The following is a 16,546-nucleotide window of genomic DNA, read 5'->3' as shown; positions in this document are numbered from 1 at the left end:
ATGACGAAGAGCTAGAGCTGTGAAAGTCTGGTTGATTACGAAGTACTTGGAGATCTGGCCTTCGATGTTTCTCACTGGCCTGTTGAGCTTCGTTATCTTTTTAGGAAAATTTTCCCTGCATTGTCCGTCGAAAGCTGCCTTGTCAGCAGACCAGTGAGAAACATCCTATGGATCATTATTACACCCTTGATATTGCCAATAAAAAACGCGCCCCGGATTTTCGAGGCGCGTTTTTTTGGACAAATGCCGAACTAGTTTTTGGACAGATCGGATAACAGGCCTGCCGCGACAGCAAATTTGGAGACCGTGAGGTCATCGCTGTCAGTGATGGCATTGACGGCCTTCACCGTGCGTTCGATGGCTTCACCCTGATTTTCCAGCCAGATGGTCAGACCGTCCTTCTTGGTGGTTGCCAGATCAAGTACATTGGCTGTCATCTGGTTGTGAGCTTCGGACAGATTGTCGCGAACACGGTCAAGGGCCAGCGCTTCATAATAGTCGGATACATCAAGGTTGAGGGCCAATGCATCGATGCGACCGATTTTGAAGTGACCGGCGACAGCAAAGTACGCTGCCGCTGCCTTGGACAGGGATTTGCCGGTGCGGTCCGCCACCAGAATGATATCCGGAATACGGGAGAGCAGGGACAGATGTGCGATGCGGCTGGCCAAAGCTTTTGGCACTCCTTCGTCCATGAAACGGTTGATTTCCCGTTCCAGCTTGGTGGCCAGATAGGGCGGTAGGTGGCTGTTCAATTCCTTGGCAACCTTTGCAATGCCGGAGCCATAATGCTTCACGGCATCAGCGATGCTCATGGAAGAGGGAACATTGCGCATGAACCACAGGATCTGAGAGAGAAGCAGCTTCTGGATTTCTGCATACAGCGAAAGCTGGGTGTCGCCGGAAACCTTGTTATCCAAGGCATCGATAGCGTCGTTCAATTCACGCATTTCGAAGCTGTCCCGCACGGCGATGAAGGCCCGGGCAATGTCAGCGGAACTGGCACCGGTTTTGTCCTTGATGCGTGGAATCAGGGTCGCTCCACCACGGTTGATCATGGAATTGGTGATTCCGGTAGAGATGATTTCGCGGCGCAGTCGGTGCTCGGCGATCTCGATTGCATGTGTTTTTTGCATCTTATCCGGGAAGTAGCGCACCAGTTCCTTGTCCATGTAATCTTCGTCAGGAATGGAACTTTCCAGCAATTCGTCATAGAGCGTGTTTTTGGCATAGGCCAACAGAACACCGATTTCTGCACGAGACAGAGGCAGAGCTTTTTTGACATGCTCGCTCAAGGCTTCGTTGTCTGGCAGGAATTCGACGTCACGGTCCAATTCGCCCATCTCTTCGAGCATTTCCATCAGACGTTTCTGATAGCCGAAATCTTCCATGCCGCGCAATTGGGTGAGCGAGATGGAGAGGGTCTGCAGATAGTTGTTGCGCAGAACCAGATCGGCCACATTGTCGGTCATGGAAGCCAGCAGGGTGTTGCGGGCTTCGACATCCATCTTGCCAGCACGCACAGCTGCGCCAAGGGCAATCTTGATGTTGACTTCCATATCGGAACTGTTCACACCAGCCGAATTATCAATGGCATCAGAGTTGCAGCGACCGCCCAGCTGGTTGAACTCGATACGAGCCTTCTGGGTCACACCAAGATTTGCGCCCTCGCCAATGACCTTGACACGGAGATCGCTTGGAATGATGCGGATGGCATCATTGGCGCGATCATCGGCGTCCGCATTTGTCTCGTCAGAGGCGCGGATATAGGTGCCGATACCACCGAACCACAGAAGGTCAACGGGAGCCTTGAGGATGGCCTGCATGATTTCCTGAGGGGTGGCCTTGTCCTGATCCAGACCAATGGCGGTTTGTGCTTCCTTGGACAGGGTGATGGATTTCTCAGAGCGGGAGAAGATGCCACCTCCCTTGGAGATCAGCTTCTCGTTGTAATCGCGCCAGGAAGAACGGCCAAGATCGAAGACGCGTTTGCGCTCCTTCCAGCTTTTGTCGGTATCCGGATCCGGATCAATGAAGATATCGCGGTGATCGAAAGCGGCAATCAACTTGGTTTCCTTGGATAGCAGCATGCCATTGCCAAAGACATCGCCGGACATGTCGCCTACACCAACAGTGGTGAAGGGTTGGGTCTGGATATCGCGGTCCATTTCGCGGAAGTGGCGTTTTACCGCTTCCCAGCCACCCCGAGCGGTGATGCCCATTTTCTTGTGGTCATAGCCTACGGATCCGCCGGAAGCGAAAGCGTCACCCAGCCAGAAGTCCTTTCCTTCAGATATGCCATTGGCAATATCGGAGAAGGTTGCGGTGCCTTTATCGGCTGCGACCACCAGATATGGATCATCTTCATCGTGACGGATGACCTTGGTTGGTGGCAGAATTTTCTGACCATCCAGATTGTCGGTTACATCCAGCAGGGACGAAATGAAGAGTTTGTAGGATGCGATGCCTTCTGCCATGAAGGCTTCGCGATCACCGCTGGTTGGCAATTGCTTTGGCACGAAGCCACCTTTGGAGCCCACTGGTACGATGACGGCATTTTTAACCTGCTGGGCTTTTACCAGACCCAGAACCTCGGTGCGGAAATCCTGCGGACGATCCGACCAGCGAAGTCCACCACGGGCAACCTTGCCAAAGCGCAAATGCAGGCCTTCGACGCGGGTGCTGTAGACGAAAATTTCCCGGAACGGACGTGGCTCCGGCATTTCTTCCATGGCGCGTGGGTTGAGTTTGAAGGCAAGGGTCGGCTTGTTGTTGCCAGCCCCATCACGCTGGTAGAAATTGGTGCGCAGGGTTGCCTGAATGACGTCAACAAAGCGACGCATGATGCGATCATGATCAAGATTGGCCACGGCTTCCAGAGCGGTGTCAATGCCACCGGCCAGACGTGCGGCCTCGGAGACACGGTTTTTCTGATCCGGGTTGAAGCGGGTATGGAACAGATCCACGATCAGTGCTGACAATTCAGGATAGCTGTTCAGCGTCTGCCACATATAATCCTGGGAATAAGGAATGCGAACCTGACGCAGATAGCGAGAAATGGTGCGAAGGATCGTGATATCGCGCCAAGGCAGGTTGGCATGCAGAACAAGCGCATTATAGCCATCATTCTCGGCTTCATCATGCCAGATGGCAAGGAAACAGGCCTGCAGATTGTCACGGATTTCGTTGATATCAATATCCTGACCGTCTGCATGTTCCAGTTCCATGTCATGCATCCAGAAAAGCTTCTCACTTTTCACCGGTTTGATGTCATAGGAGCGCTCGTCGATGACGCGAAAGCCCATATTCTCGAGGATTGGAACACGCTCTGACAGCGGGATCGGGGTTTCCTGATGGAAGATCTTCAAAGCAATTCGATTGTTTGGATCTTCAGGTTTGCGATAGAGCTGGATGGCGGTATCAACATCGCCATTCATGCCTTCCATGACACGGATATCCTTGACCGCTATTTCCGGCTCGAAGGTATCGCGATAGGCGTCAGAAAATGCGTCGCAATAGAGATTGATCAGCTGGGCGGCCTTGGCCAACGGGCAGGTTTCTTTCACGGCTTCTGCCAATCCGTCAGCCCAGGTGCGCACAATTTTCTGAACGCTTTCTTCCAGTTCATTGCGGCTTGGGGTCGGTGTCTTGCCGGAGGAACGGCCGATGATGAAGTGGACACGGGCCAGAGGTCCGTCAGGGAAATCCGGATAGACGGCGGAAAGACGGCCGTCATAGGCACCTTTCAGAAATTCTCCGATTTTCAGACGGATTGACGTGTTGTAGCGATCACGCGGAACGAAAACCAGCACCGAGACGAAGCGATCGAATTTGTCAACGCGGGAAAGAACCCGGATGCGTGGGCGCTCATGAAGGCGTAGAATTTCCTGACTGAAGCTCAGGAGAATTTCCTGGTCGATCTGGAACAGCTCATCGCGTGGATAGCCTTCCAGCACGTTCAGCAATGCCTTGCCGGAATGGCCGGACGGATCAACGGCGGCTTTTTCCAGAGTTTGGGTTACCTTGCGGCGCAAGAAAGGAATATGGGTAGCCGAGCGATTATAAGTAGTGGAGGTGAAGAGACCAACGATGCGCAACTCGCCGGTCAATGTGCCGTGATCATCATATAGTTTGATGCCGATATAATCCATGTAGGCACGACGATGGACCCCGGTCTTCACATTGGTTTTGGTGATGATCAAGGGTTCCGGTTTCATCAGGAATTCCTTGATTTCCGGAGTCATGGTCACCAGCTCGTTGCCACGACGCAGCACTCGGACTTCAGGATTGCGCAATACACCGAGGCCGGGTCGGTCGGTGCGGGCCAGTTCGCCTCCATCGGAATCGGCGTTGATGGCATATTCGCGCATGCCGAGCAGTGTGAAATTGTTATTCACCAGCCAGCGCAGGAATTCCACGGTCTCGTCAATGTCTTCCTGTGGGAGAGGTGGAGGGGTGATCTTGAAGATGGCGATGGTTTCTTCAAGGCGCAGCAGCATGGCTTTCCAGTCTTCCACCACGGAGCTGACATCATTGAGGATGTCGTTCAGGGCATTATGCAGCTCTTCACGTTGTTTTTTGCTGCCAAGGCGTGAGACATGGACGTGGATGAGACTTTCACGACGCAGTTTTGGATTGGTCTGGGCTGCTGCACGTTCATGCAGGTCGGACAGGGCCTGATTGTCATCACGTTCTGCGGTTATGATCGGATGCAGGACGAGATGAATGTCATGGCCGGCATTTTGCAAGACACCCATAACCGAATCAACCAGAAATGGCTTGTTGACATTGTGCAGTTCGATGACCGTGACCTGATTGATCAGAGCGTCTGCATCATCCTTGAATGTCAGATCTGAGATATGGATCTGGTGATGCCCATCAAAGCTTTTGGCGAAATTGTCCATCGACCAAGACGCCAATTGAGCCAGTTCAGCAGCGCTGTAGCGTGCGAGATCCTCTTTATCCGACTGATAAAAAAGATGTTTCAGGTATGTTTGATGGAGGGGGCCAGCCTTGGCGATCAGTTTCTGTGCATCGGCTATATGCTTTGTGTGATCGCTATCAAGATCCAAAGTCATCTTTGTTTCCTCTGTAAAGGGACCAAACCCATCGCTTTTTTATGTGTTTGGGAGAGGTGCCCTTTCGCGTTTTGAGACCAATTGTCGCGATTAACCGTCATTTTTATCAGGTTCTAGACTAAAGGATAGTGAAAATTGGTTAAGCGAAGTCCATACAAATTGAATAAACTTTCGGTTATGTCAGGGGAGGAAATTGACACCATGGAACAAAATGAAGACCAATGTCCGGCAAAACAGAGTAATCGACCGGTGATTGCCCTCGATTTGCCAAGGATGGACCCGCTACCTGCCGATATCGATAAGTATTTGAAGGTATGTAAGGAGAAGCTGGGACTGGTTCCGAATGTATTGGAAGCGCATACTTTTTCTGAGGATAAGTTTCGGGTCTTCTCAGACCTTTACAATGGCTTGATGCTGGACGAGAGTGGCTTGTCAAAGCTTGAGCGGGAAATGATTGCGGTGGTGGTCAGTTCCGTCAATCGTTGTTTCTATTGTCTGGTAGCTCATGGACAGGCTGTGCGGGACTTATCAGGTGATCCGCAATTGGGTGAAATGATGGTCATAAATTATCGTGTGGCCAAGCTAAGCAAACGTCATCGCGCCATGCTGGATTTCTCGGCCAAACTGACGGAAAAGCCATCCGAGATCGTTGATGAAGATCGCGATGCTTTGCGGGATGCTGGTTTTTCCGAACATGATATCTGGGACATCGCCAATGTGGTTGGCTTCTTCAACATGTCCAACCGTGTGGCCATTGCGACTGATATGATGCCCAATGATGACTATCACGGTATGGATCGATAGAGATTATTTAAAAGGCATTTTTCAGAAACGGGCTGTAAATCATGAAAAAGGCCGGATGAGGGATCATCCGGCCTTTTGAATTTTTACTTACCTGCGAGAGGATTATGCGAGAGCTTTCAGCTCGGCGATGATGGCATCGCCCATCTCAGAGGTGGTGACAACATTTGCGCCTTCAGTTGCGATATCGCGGGTGCGCAGGCCTTTGTCCAGAACGTTGGAGATAGCAGCGTCAACCATTTCAGCTTCCTTGATCAGGCCGAAGGAATAGCGCAGTGCCATGCCGAAGGATGCAACCATTGCGATCGGGTTGGCAGCGCCGGTGCCTGCAATATCTGGAGCAGAACCGTGTACTGGCTCATACAGGGCCTTGCGTTTGCCTGAGGCAGCATCCGGAGCACCGAGGGATGCGGATGGCAGCATGCCGAGGGAACCGGTCAGCATTGCAGCAACGTCGGAGAGGATGTCGCCGAACAGGTTGTCACAGACAATCACGTCATACTGCTTTGGATTGCGAACCAGCTGCATGGCGCAGTTGTCGGCCAGAACATGCTCAAGTGGCGTGTTTTTATATTCCTCGGCACCGATGCGGGTGACGACTTCTTTCCAGAGCACACCGGATTTCATCACATTGTGCTTTTCAGCAGATGACACGCGGTTGGAGCGGGTTTTTGCCAGATCAAAAGCAACGCGGGTGATGCGCTCAATCTCGGATGTGGTGTAAAGCTGGGTGTCGACAGCGCGCTTCTGGCCATCTGGAAGATCGGTGATTTCCTTTGGTTCACCGAAATAAACACCACCAGTCAGCTCACGAACGATCAGGATATCGAGGCCTTCGACCAGCTCTTTTTTCAGGGAAGATGCATCAGCCAGAGCAGGGTAGCACAGGGCAGGGCGCAGGTTTGCGAACAGACCCAGATCCTTGCGCAGACGCAGCAGGCCAGCTTCCGGACGTACTTCATAAGGAACATCAGCCCACTTTGGGCCGCCCACAGCGCCGAACAGAACGGCGTCAGCGGTCATGGCTTTTTCCATGTCTTCTTCAGAGATGGCAGCGCCATGCGCGTCATAAGCAGATCCGCCTACCTTGCCTTCGTCGATCTCAAATGAAATAGCATCGAGATTGGCATTCATCCATTCGATGATCTTTTTCACTTCATCCATGATTTCAGGGCCGATGCCATCACCGGGCAGGAGGAAAAGCTTGTTGGACATGCGAATGCTTCCTTAAAAGTGTTGTTCCGTTCTCCCCGCTTGCGCGCAAGGATCGGAAAGGTTCGAACTGTTGGGTTTTCGATTAATACCCGAAGACATGGAATGCAAGGGGAAAGGGCATATTCCTTGGTTGGGGGAGGCTAAAGTGACCTTGCAAGCCGAAAACCCAGATCATCTATGGAGAAAGTGGGATGACTGCGGCGTCGATTTGTGGCCAAACATCCGCGTGCTTCGTCTGCCCAACCGCCTCCTCGAAATATTCTATAGGTGCCATATGTTTCTGGGTCATAGACATCTGAACACCATTCCCAGACATTGCCAAGCATGTCATACAGGCCCCATCCATTGGGCTGTTTTGTTCCCACTGGCTGAGGATGTTCGTTTGAATTGATCTTGTACCAAGCGATTTCGTCCAGCGCTCCATATCGAGGGCCGTGAGTTCCCGCCCGGCAGGCATATTCCCATTCGGCTTCTGATGGCAGGCGATAGCCGTTGCTATCGGGGATGAGCTTGGCGTCTTGCTGATCTGCTGAAAATATATAGCAAGCTTGGAGGTTGGCCATTTTTGAAAGTTGATTGCAAAATTCTACTGCTTCAAGCCAGGAGACAGATGTGACGGGAACAGTATCGCCGCTGAAATCGCTGTCGGTTGGTCCCATTATTTCTTGGAACAGTGACGATGTAACCTGAAACTGGCCAATCAAGAAGGGGGCAATCGTTGCAGACCAGCTTTTCTTAATGCGGTTGTCCTGCATCAGAATTGTCCCCGCCGGGATGGGCTGAAGTTGATCTTCGATGTTGTCTATCAGAGCAATCATGTCATGTATTTCAGAAACAAAAAGCCAGACCTTGGTGGGCCTGGCTCTTAATCGATTTGAATATGCGCTGTGATCCTTGGATCCTCAACTCATCAGACCCAAGGACGCTCACTGGTCATGGTGTCTTCGAATTTGTCGACGTTATCGATCTTCTGCATGGAGAGACCGATATCATCGAGACCCTCGAGCAGGCATTTCTTTTTGAACGGATCGATTTCGAAAGAGATCTTGCCGCCATCAGGGCCTTTGATGACCTGGTTTTCGAGGTCGATGGTCAGGGTTGCATTGGCACCGCGAGATGCGTCATCCAGCAGCTTCTTGTGGTCGTCTTCATTGACCACGATTGGCAGGATGCCGTTCTTGAAGCTGTTGTTGTAGAAGATATCAGCAAAGCTGGTGGAGATGATGCATTTGATGCCGTAATCCAGCAGAGCCCAAGGCGCATGCTCACGGGAAGAGCCGCAGCCGAAATTGTCGCCAGCCACAATGATTTCTGCCTTGCGATAGGCGTCATTGTTCAGAACAAAATCCGCATTCTCGCTGCCATCTTCGTTGAAACGCATCTCATGGAACACGTTGGCACCAAGGCCGGTCCGTTTGATGGTTTTCAGAAACTGCTTCGGGATGATCATATCGGTGTCGATGTTGATCAGCGGCATTGGGGCAGCGACTGCGGTCAGCGTGGTGAACTTGTCCATTTCAGCTCGGTCCTTGTTGTCGTCGTGCCGGTTCGCAGTTGGTCTGCAAGCCGGCGTCTTGATTTGAGTGCGGGGGATGTGCCTAGAGCGGTGCAACAGGCAGGCTTGTCGCCTCATCCAGTCCCAGCATGATATTCATGTTCTGTACAGCGGCGCCGGATGCGCCTTTGCCAAGATTGTCATAAACCGCCAATAGCAGGGCCTGACCGGTCTCATCATTGCCATGCACATGGATATGCAGACTGTTGGTTCCGTTCAGATGTTCTGGTGTGATTTCTTCCAGACGGCCAGCTGCGTTCATAGGTGCTACTTTGACGAAGGTTTCCCCTTCATAGCGTGCAGAGAGGCATTGATGCAAATCTGTCAATGTGAGCTTTTGGTTCAAAGCCCAGAGATTGAGTGGCAGGGCATCAATCATGCCTTGTGCATAGCGGCCAACGGCTGGCTGGAAAATCGGTGCATGGTCGAGACCTGCATAAGTCTCCATTTCCGGCACATGTTTGTGCGCCAGTGTCAGACCGTAAGGCCAGTATGGGGTTTCAACCGGTTGATCTGCTGTCTCATAATCCGCAATCATGCCCTTGCCACCACCGCTATAGCCAGAAATGGCATTCATGGTGGCCGGGAAGTTGCTTGGCACCAGACCGGCATCGACCAGAGGACGCATCATTGCGATATAGCCCTGCGGATAACAGCCCGGATTGGTGACCCGTTTGGCGGATGCGATTTTCGCCCGCTGATCCGGCAGCATTTCGGCAAAGCCATAGACCCAGCCATCTGCTACACGATGGGCAGAGGAAGCATCAATCACACGAGTGGTGTCATTGTCGATCAAGCTGACAGCTTCAATCGAGGCAGCATCAGGAAGGCAAAGAATGGCAATGTCAGCGGCATTGAGCATTTCTGCCCGTGCATCGCGATCTTTCCGCTTGTCTTCGCCTAGTCGCAGAAATTCGATATCGCTGCGGCCGGACAGGCGCTCACGGATCTGCAATCCGGTCGTGCCAACTTCGCCATCGATAAAGACTTTCGCGCTCATAATTCTGTCTCGTTCTTCTCGTGTTTCGTTTTGTGTTGAGGAGCAGGTATCCGATCCTGTCAGTTCCCAATATGGACTTCACAGGTAAATGTCGGGTTTCAGGCCAATCCCCTACACCAGTTGGATGGATTAGCCAAGGATTTTGTCATCGGGTGAAATGATTGAGGAGCCAAAGGACAAGGAAAATGGCAAAGATTGCGCCGCCAATGCGGCCAATGCGAGTGCCCCAGACTTCCATCGGATCATCTTGATCGCTGTCAGTCGCGTTGAAATGATCGCGTGCCTTATTGGCCGTCCGGGCAAAGGAAGAGGTGCCCAGAGTCTCGCCTTCCGCATCCACACGGGCAAGGGCCCGCTTGGCTTCTTCTTCCTTGGCGGTGCGGCGTTCTTCGCGATTTGGTGTCTTGTCTGTTGTCATGCTGGTGTTTTAACCTGTTTTTTTGACACTGTCTCGGCTTTTATCGCATTATTCTTTCGTATAACAATCCCTGCTATGATGATTGTTACTTGACTTCACGGCATGTGTTGGGCAAAAAGCACATCTGAAACCGAGAGGGTCCGCGAATTTGCGGGCTGAGTTTGAGAAGGTCTGATTGGGATGTCTATCTCCCTTATCAAAATTGCAACCATGACCACTGGCAAGATGACTGCCGGTGCGATTGCTGCTGACATGCTCAAACGCACAACTACCACTACCACCAAGGTTTAAGCGCCTCTCGCTCCCTTCAGGCTCTCCCGGGGATGTGAGGGGAGCCATTCTGCCTGCGCCGTTTCGGCCCGGCAGGAGACTTTGGGGGAGCCGGGATCAGGAGATCATTTGTTATGGGTTATAAAATTGCAATCGTCGGTGCCACGGGTAATGTGGGCCGGGAGATGCTTGATATTCTGTCTGAGCGCGGTTTTCCGGCAGATGAAGTGGTGGCGTTGGCCTCCTCTCGCTCCAAGGGCAAGGAAGTGTCCTTTGGCGATTCCACGCTGAAATGTCAGGTTCTGGATCATTATGATTTTTCTGACACCGATTTCTGTCTGATGTCTGCTGGTGGTTCCCTGTCCAAGGAATGGTCTCCAAAGATTGCCGCTCAAGGCTGTATCGTCATCGATAACTCCTCCCAATGGCGTTATGACGAGCGTATTCCACTTGTCGTGCCAGAGGTGAATGCGGCTGTGCTGGAAGAGTGGATTGCAAAAAAGGATCGCATCAATATCATTGCGAACCCAAACTGCTCTACTGCGCAGCTTCTGGTGGCTTTGAAGCCATTGCATGAAAAAGCCAAGATCAAACGTGCGGTGGTTTCCACCTATCAGTCTGTTTCTGGTGGTGGCAAGGACGCCATGGATGAGCTGTTCACCCAGACCCGTGCGGTCTTTGTGTCCGATCCGATCGAGCCAAAGAAATTCCCCAAGCGCATCGCTTTCAATGTGATTCCGCATATCGATGTCTTCATGGATGATGGCTCCACCAAGGAAGAGTGGAAGGTTGTCGCCGAGACCAAGAAAATGCTTGATCCATCCATCAAGGTTAGCTGCACCGCTGTACGTGTGCCGGTTTTCGTTGGCCACTCCGAAGCCGTGAACCTGGAATTTGAAGGCCCGATCACTGCTGATGAAGCTCGTGATATCCTGCGTGAAGCTCCTGGTTGTCTCGTCGTCGACAAGCGCGAAGATGGTGGTTACATCACTCCTGTTGAATCTGCTGGTGAAGATGCGACTTACATCTCTCGTATCCGTGAAGATTCCACTGTTGAGAATGGCCTCAATATCTGGGTTGTTTCCGATAACCTGCGTAAAGGCGCTGCACTGAACACCGTGCAGATCGCTGAGACCCTGATCAATAAAGGTCTGGTCAAATCACGGGCAGAAGCTGCTGCGTAAAGCAGTGCTTGAATAAATTATCGATAAAACCGGTCTGTCTTGATAGGCCGGTTTTTTTATGTTTGGGTCTCAATCATATTTTTATTGATTGAGGCTCACGAAATGCATGCATACATCATTGAACCGAAAAATATCCCGATTGGCTTTGATTTCAGGTTTGACTCTGATCCCGGTCTTGTTGCTGGTTGACGCCTATCCCGCGTTTCCAATTCTGCTGCCTGGATTTGCCAATCTGATTGTTTTTGGTGCGTCACTTGCTTATGGGCCCATTGCTCGTTGGCTGTCTCGCTTTTATCGCAGTTCGCTTTTTGATGGCAGTGAGGAAGGCGAATTGCTTGCTCTGCATCGGAATTTTGCCGTTAAAATCCTGAAACTGATCGGATTATGGGTAGAGGAAGAGGCTGCGTCATGAGCGATGTGATTGTTGATCATTTTGTCATTCGCCGTGCCAATGAGTATGAGTTGGTCGAGGTCGCAAAACTGTTTCGATTATCTCGCACAGTTTGTTTGCCCTTCTTACCAACGCTTCATACGCCACAAGAAGATCTTGCTTTCTTCACGCATCATGTCTTTGCCAAGCAGCAGCTATATGTTGCTCTGGACGGTGCCGATATTGTGGGCTTGATGGTGATGGAGGGAGATTGGCTGGACCAGCTTTATCTGCATCCCGATCATATCGGCAAAGGTATTGGCTCGAAATTGCTTGCTGATGCCAAGGCACAGTCTGATGGCTATTTGAAGCTGTATTGTTTTGTAGAAAATGAGCGGGGCAGGCGCTTTTATGAAGCGCGGGGATTTATTGAGGTGAGCCGTTCAGACGGGTCGATCAATGAAGAAAAAATGCCCGACATCCTGTATGAATGGCGGGCATCTTGAAATTGTTCAGGCGGTCGGACTTCTAGCTGTCGACTTTCACGAATGTGTCTTGATCTTTTTCGAAATATTCCAGATCGCCAGTGGCAATATTGAACCATGCGCCGTGCAGGCAAAGCTTGCCTTCTTTTTCCAGCTCGCGAACACATGGGAAGGTGCGCAGGTTGTTCAGTGACTGGATGACGGAGCTGCGCTCCAGCAGGCCCTGACGGTCCAGATCATCACGCTTCAGTTCATCGAACTTCTTATCGCAGCAGGCGGGCTGTAACAACGAGACCCATTTGCCGATATAGTCGCCTTCGGAGAGTGGTTGGAACTCATCGTCCAGAAAGGCTCTGACACCGCCGCATTGGCCGTGGCCCATGATGACAATATGCTCGACTTTCAATCCTTGAATGGCAAATTCAAGTGCGGCCGGGGTGCCGTGATAATCGTCTTCTTTTTGCGCTGGTGGAACCAGATTGGCAACGTTACGGACGATGAACATTTCACCTGGACCAGCATCAAAGATCTGCTCTGGTGTTGCGCGGCTATCGCAGCAACCGATCAACATGATTTTGGGTGTCTGGCCTATTTCCGCCAGTTGGTGATAACGCTCTCGATCCTCTTCGAAGCGTCCTGATTTAAAAGCAGAATATCCATCAAGCAAGCGTTTCGGTAGTTGGGCCATATGGTCCCCCTCCAATCCTGGTGTTCTATTCCATGCTGAAAATCATCCAGCCAAATTTCACAGAAGATCGTTACTTTGTGCCAATTTTTCAAGCTCTACATTGGACCCGCATAGCACAATTGCCACTTTTTCGCCTTTGGGTGGGGAATAAACTCCACTTTGCAAGGCTGCAAAGGCGGTGGCTCCACCTGCTTCGGTTACAAGATGGTAATCATGCCAGAGTGTGGCCTGTGCTCTCAGGATGGCGTTGTCACTGACAACTACACTTTCATGCAGTTTTGATTGCAGAATTTCAAAGCCTTTTGTACCGATGCGTTTGGCACCCAGGGAATCTGCAGCCACACCCCCGACTTCGACATCCACTGGCTCATCCTTATCGATTGCCTGGTGAAGAGCACAGGATTGCTCGGGTTCTACGGCGATGATTTTGATGCGCTGGCCAAACCAGCTGGCCAACCCTGAAATCAGGCCGCCGCCACCGACGGCCACGATCAGACTGTCCGGGAGATCATCCCCCCATTGTTCTTCCAGCTCCTTGCCCAGAGTTCCCTGACCGCAAATGGTGTGAAATCCATCATAGGCATGCAGGCCAATGGCACCGCTATTCGATTGATGAGACTCACAAAGCGCCAAAGCGTCGGCATAGCGCTCACCTTGGACGACAACTTCAGCGCCAGCATGCTGGATCTTCTTGATTTTGGCAGGGGAGGAGATTTCCGGCACAAAGATCTTGGCGGTGTGTCCCAGTTTATGAGCAGCGTGAGCCACCGCCGCACCATGATTGCCGCCAGAAGCCGCAGCAACTCCGGAAGCAGGAACATCACGGCTCAGCAGATTGTAAAAAGCGCCACGGGCTTTGAAGGAGCCGGAATGCTGGAGCATTTCCAGCTTCAGATCGACAGGTTGATCCAATCCGAAGGCAGCACCATCAATGGAGAAGATAGGGGTTTTGCGGATATGGGATTTGATCAGGCCATGGGCATGCTTGATGTCGTCTTGTGACGGAAGATTGGTCATGGAATATCAATTACTCTGAAGAAGTTGGGCGAGGACGTTTGGGACCTTTGCGGAAAGTGGCCAGCTTGGGTTTGCCACCAATCTTGCGCAGATTGACCATCGCCATCGGAGCCATGAAGCGGTCCTGAAATGTGGAGAGAGCCAGATCCTTTTCGCCGATATTGACAGTGCGGGCTACGACTTCGAAGACGCCGCTTGAGGCCAGTTTCAGGCTTTGCTCCTCGTTTTTGATGTTGAGTAAATGTCCTAAAAACAGCGCGGAAAAGAGATCGCCGGTCCCGTGAGGTGTGTTGGGCAGGGATTGATGCTCACAGAGCAGGGCATCCAGCTCTGCTCGATCATTTGGAGATGGGGTGAGCAGTAAATTGCCGATGGCGTTTTTCAGCATCGGAAACGCGCTGGTGATGACAGACTTGGCGACGGGCCAGTTTGATGCCGTCTCCATCATGTCTTCATTGCAGGTTGGCTCGGAATTGGTGAGCCATGCAAATTCAAAGCGATTGGGTGTGGCGATATCGGCGCGGGGCAGCAATTGCTCCCTGATGGCAGTTGCGGTCTCAACCGGTATATAGAGACCGTTTGCTTCACCCATGACCGGATCGCACAGATAGAGGGCTTCCGGATTGGCGGATTTCAGCTCATCAACCAGCTTTGCGATGGCGTTTGCCTGAGATGCTTGTCCCAAATAGCCGGACAGAATGGCGGCAACATTGGCAAAGTCGGGATGGTTGGCCAAATCCTGCAAACACTGAGCAAAATTGTCTTCATCCGGAATCTGCCGGGTGGAAGGGCCATGACCGGGATGCCAAGGCAGCATGATGGTAGGGACTTCCCATACCTGATAGCCCATCCGCTCCAGGGCAAAAGCGGCGGCGCGATTGCCCACTGATCCGGCCATCACATGGCTGGAAATCACGATGATGATTGGCTTTGGGCCCTGTTTGCCTTGGGCTGGATTGGTAGGCTGGCTCATTCAGGCTCTCTCAATGCTCTCCTTCCCTAATGTTTGGGAAGGAGGTTTGCTTATTTGGCAAAGACTTGTCGTCAGTCTAACCGCAGAAAGAGCCAAAATGCTAGAGGCTTTCAATGTCTGTTAGACAGTTGAAATTGCTCTAGGTTCTTCTGCGCGAATTCTTATCTGAAAAGTCGAACAACTTTTCAGGAATGCGCTATATCACATTCAACTCGCGCACAGGCGTGCCAGAGATGATGCGCTCATAACCGAAGATGGACGGATCCAGCGTCTTATAGGCGCCATGCAGGAACAATTCGCCAATGGCGAGGCCGGTTCCAGGGGCATGTTGCAGGCCGTGGCCAGAGAAGCCTGCTGCAATATAGAAATTCTCGATTTCCGGATGGGCACCGATGACAGGGTTCTGATCCAGCGTGCAATATTCGTAATGGCCCGCCCATGCATTGGCCATCTTGATGGCATCAAAGCCGGGCATGCGCTCATAGAGAGATGGCCAGATGACCTCTTCGAACAGATCGTAATGCGGATCGACATCTTCGCAATTCACCGCGATATCGCGTTCTGCTCCCGGCGATACTCCGGAAATATAGAAGTCACCTTCCGGGCGAATATAAACGCCGGATGTGTCGACCATCAATGGCATGTTTGGATGAGGGGTCTTGCAGTCAATCACGAAAACAGTGCGTTTGCGTGGTTCGATTGGCAGCGGAATATCAAGATAGCTAGCCACGGTGCCTGCATTAGGTCCGGCGCAATTCACTGCGGCGCTACAGGCAATGGTGCTGCCAGACGCCAGTTTCACGCCGGTGACCTTATTGCCTTCGCGCGTGAAACCGACAACTTCATCCTTGATGAATTCTGCACCAGCCGCAATGGCGCCTTTGCGCACCAGATCCAGAAGCATATGAGCATCGAACCAGCCTTCGCCGGATCGGCCATAGGAGCCGCCCGCCAGATCGTCGACATTCATCCATGGGAAGGTGGCTTTGAGTTGTTCCGGGCTCATCAGATCGATGTCGGCGCCTGCTGCCATTTGTACTTCGTGATTTTGCTTCAGGACAGGAAGGCCGGCCTCGGAGGCCAGCAGCAGATAACCACCTTCATGAAAACCGATATCAGCGTCCGGGCCAAAGCGGTCCTTGAGCTCATGAATGAATTTCAGACCGAACTGGGACAGAGCGATATTCTGCGGGGTGGAGAATTGCTGGCGAATGGATGCCGCCGACAGGGTTGTCGAGCTTTTGGCATAGGTGGGATCGCGCTCCACCACCACGACCGAGCCGGTAAAACCCAGGTCTTTCTTGAGGAAATAAGCAACAGATGCACCGACGATGGCTCCGCCTATGATCACCAGATCTGCTTTTTTCATAATCTTGTTCCGTCCTTAAGAAACGCATCCTCTGAAAGTTGTCCGACTTTCGGGAAAAGGATCCGCATCAAAACAAAGGTGATGCATGGTTTTTGCCATGCGGATTGGTTATTGCGATAACTT

The 16,546-nt window shown here is 51.8% G+C and carries 14 protein-coding genes; 4 read left to right on the top strand and 10 right to left on the bottom strand.

Annotation, left to right across the window (positions count from 1 at the left end; translation table 11 throughout):
* Positions 1-251: 251 nt before the first annotated feature.
* Positions 252-5,078, bottom strand: a complete 4,827-nt coding sequence (locus tag CRO57_RS14180) for an NAD-glutamate dehydrogenase (RefSeq protein WP_097154149.1) — start codon at positions 5,076-5,078, stop codon at positions 252-254.
* Between the two features lie 201 nt (positions 5,079-5,279).
* On the opposite strand from CRO57_RS14180, the gene CRO57_RS14175 reads away from it, so the two are divergent.
* Positions 5,280-5,882 carry a peroxidase-related enzyme gene (locus CRO57_RS14175; protein ID WP_097154148.1) on the top strand — a complete coding sequence of 201 codons (603 nt, stop codon included), beginning with the start codon at positions 5,280-5,282 and terminating at the stop codon, positions 5,880-5,882.
* 102 nt (positions 5,883-5,984) lie between these two features.
* On the opposite strand, the gene leuB is transcribed toward CRO57_RS14175, so the two are convergent.
* The 5 genes from leuB to CRO57_RS14150 form a co-directional block, all read right to left on the bottom strand.
* Entirely contained in the window at positions 5,985-7,094 is a 1,110-nt protein-coding gene (gene leuB / locus CRO57_RS14170) for a 3-isopropylmalate dehydrogenase (protein WP_097154147.1), read from the bottom strand.
* A gap of 140 nt (positions 7,095-7,234) precedes the next feature.
* On the bottom strand, positions 7,235-7,912 hold the full coding sequence (locus CRO57_RS14165; protein WP_097154146.1) for a formylglycine-generating enzyme family protein: 678 nt from the start codon (positions 7,910-7,912) through the stop codon (positions 7,235-7,237).
* Positions 7,913-8,004: 92 nt separating this feature from the next.
* Positions 8,005-8,610 (bottom strand): 3-isopropylmalate dehydratase small subunit, encoded by a 606-nt coding sequence (leuD, locus tag CRO57_RS14160; RefSeq protein WP_097154145.1) that lies wholly within the window; start codon positions 8,608-8,610, stop codon positions 8,005-8,007.
* Positions 8,611-8,692: 82 nt separating this feature from the next.
* The gene (gene argC, locus CRO57_RS14155; RefSeq protein ID WP_097154144.1) at positions 8,693-9,649 is read right to left on the bottom strand and encodes an N-acetyl-gamma-glutamyl-phosphate reductase; all 957 of its coding nucleotides are present in this window, start codon (positions 9,647-9,649) and stop codon (positions 8,693-8,695) included.
* Positions 9,650-9,794: 145 nt separating this feature from the next.
* The gene (locus CRO57_RS14150; protein ID WP_097154143.1) at positions 9,795-10,067 is read right to left on the bottom strand and encodes a hypothetical protein; all 273 of its coding nucleotides are present in this window, start codon (positions 10,065-10,067) and stop codon (positions 9,795-9,797) included.
* Between the two features lie 404 nt (positions 10,068-10,471).
* Between CRO57_RS14150 and CRO57_RS14145 the strand changes: the two genes are divergently transcribed.
* From CRO57_RS14145 to CRO57_RS14135, 3 genes are all read left to right on the top strand, one after another.
* Complete coding sequence (locus tag CRO57_RS14145) at positions 10,472-11,521, top strand: aspartate-semialdehyde dehydrogenase (RefSeq protein ID WP_097154142.1); 1,050 nt, start codon at positions 10,472-10,474, stop codon at positions 11,519-11,521.
* A gap of 106 nt (positions 11,522-11,627) precedes the next feature.
* Positions 11,628-11,933, top strand: a complete 306-nt coding sequence (locus tag CRO57_RS14140; protein WP_097154141.1) for a hypothetical protein — start codon at positions 11,628-11,630, stop codon at positions 11,931-11,933.
* Positions 11,930-12,397, top strand: coding sequence for a GNAT family N-acetyltransferase (locus tag CRO57_RS14135; protein ID WP_097154140.1), 468 nt, complete (start codon positions 11,930-11,932; stop codon positions 12,395-12,397). The genes CRO57_RS14140 and CRO57_RS14135 overlap by 4 nt, the downstream gene beginning before the upstream one ends.
* Positions 12,398-12,419: 22 nt before the next feature.
* Here CRO57_RS14135 and CRO57_RS14130 read toward each other — a convergent pair whose 3' ends face one another.
* The 4 genes from CRO57_RS14130 to CRO57_RS14115 all read right to left on the bottom strand — a co-directional run bounded on the left by CRO57_RS14130 (position 12,420) and on the right by CRO57_RS14115 (position 16,423).
* The gene (locus tag CRO57_RS14130) at positions 12,420-13,064 is read right to left on the bottom strand and encodes a carbonic anhydrase (protein WP_097154139.1); all 645 of its coding nucleotides are present in this window, start codon (positions 13,062-13,064) and stop codon (positions 12,420-12,422) included.
* Positions 13,065-13,121: 57 nt separating this feature from the next.
* Positions 13,122-14,081: a threonine/serine dehydratase gene (locus CRO57_RS14125; RefSeq protein ID WP_097154138.1), complete on the bottom strand. Its 960-nt coding sequence runs from the start codon at positions 14,079-14,081 to the stop codon at positions 13,122-13,124.
* Between the two features lie 10 nt (positions 14,082-14,091).
* Positions 14,092-15,054 carry a pyridoxal kinase gene (gene pdxY, locus CRO57_RS14120; RefSeq protein WP_097154137.1) on the bottom strand — a complete coding sequence of 321 codons (963 nt, stop codon included), beginning with the start codon at positions 15,052-15,054 and terminating at the stop codon, positions 14,092-14,094.
* Between the two features lie 196 nt (positions 15,055-15,250).
* Positions 15,251-16,423, bottom strand: coding sequence for an NAD(P)/FAD-dependent oxidoreductase (locus CRO57_RS14115; RefSeq protein ID WP_097154136.1), 1,173 nt, complete (start codon positions 16,421-16,423; stop codon positions 15,251-15,253).
* Between the last annotated feature and the right edge of the window lie 123 nt (positions 16,424-16,546).

The sequence above is a fragment of the Cohaesibacter gelatinilyticus genome (genome assembly GCF_900215605.1).
GTDB lineage: Bacteria > Pseudomonadota > Alphaproteobacteria > Rhizobiales > Cohaesibacteraceae > Cohaesibacter > Cohaesibacter gelatinilyticus.
Note: the sequence above shows the minus strand (reverse complement) of the source record. Positions and strands in the feature narration are given on the sequence as shown.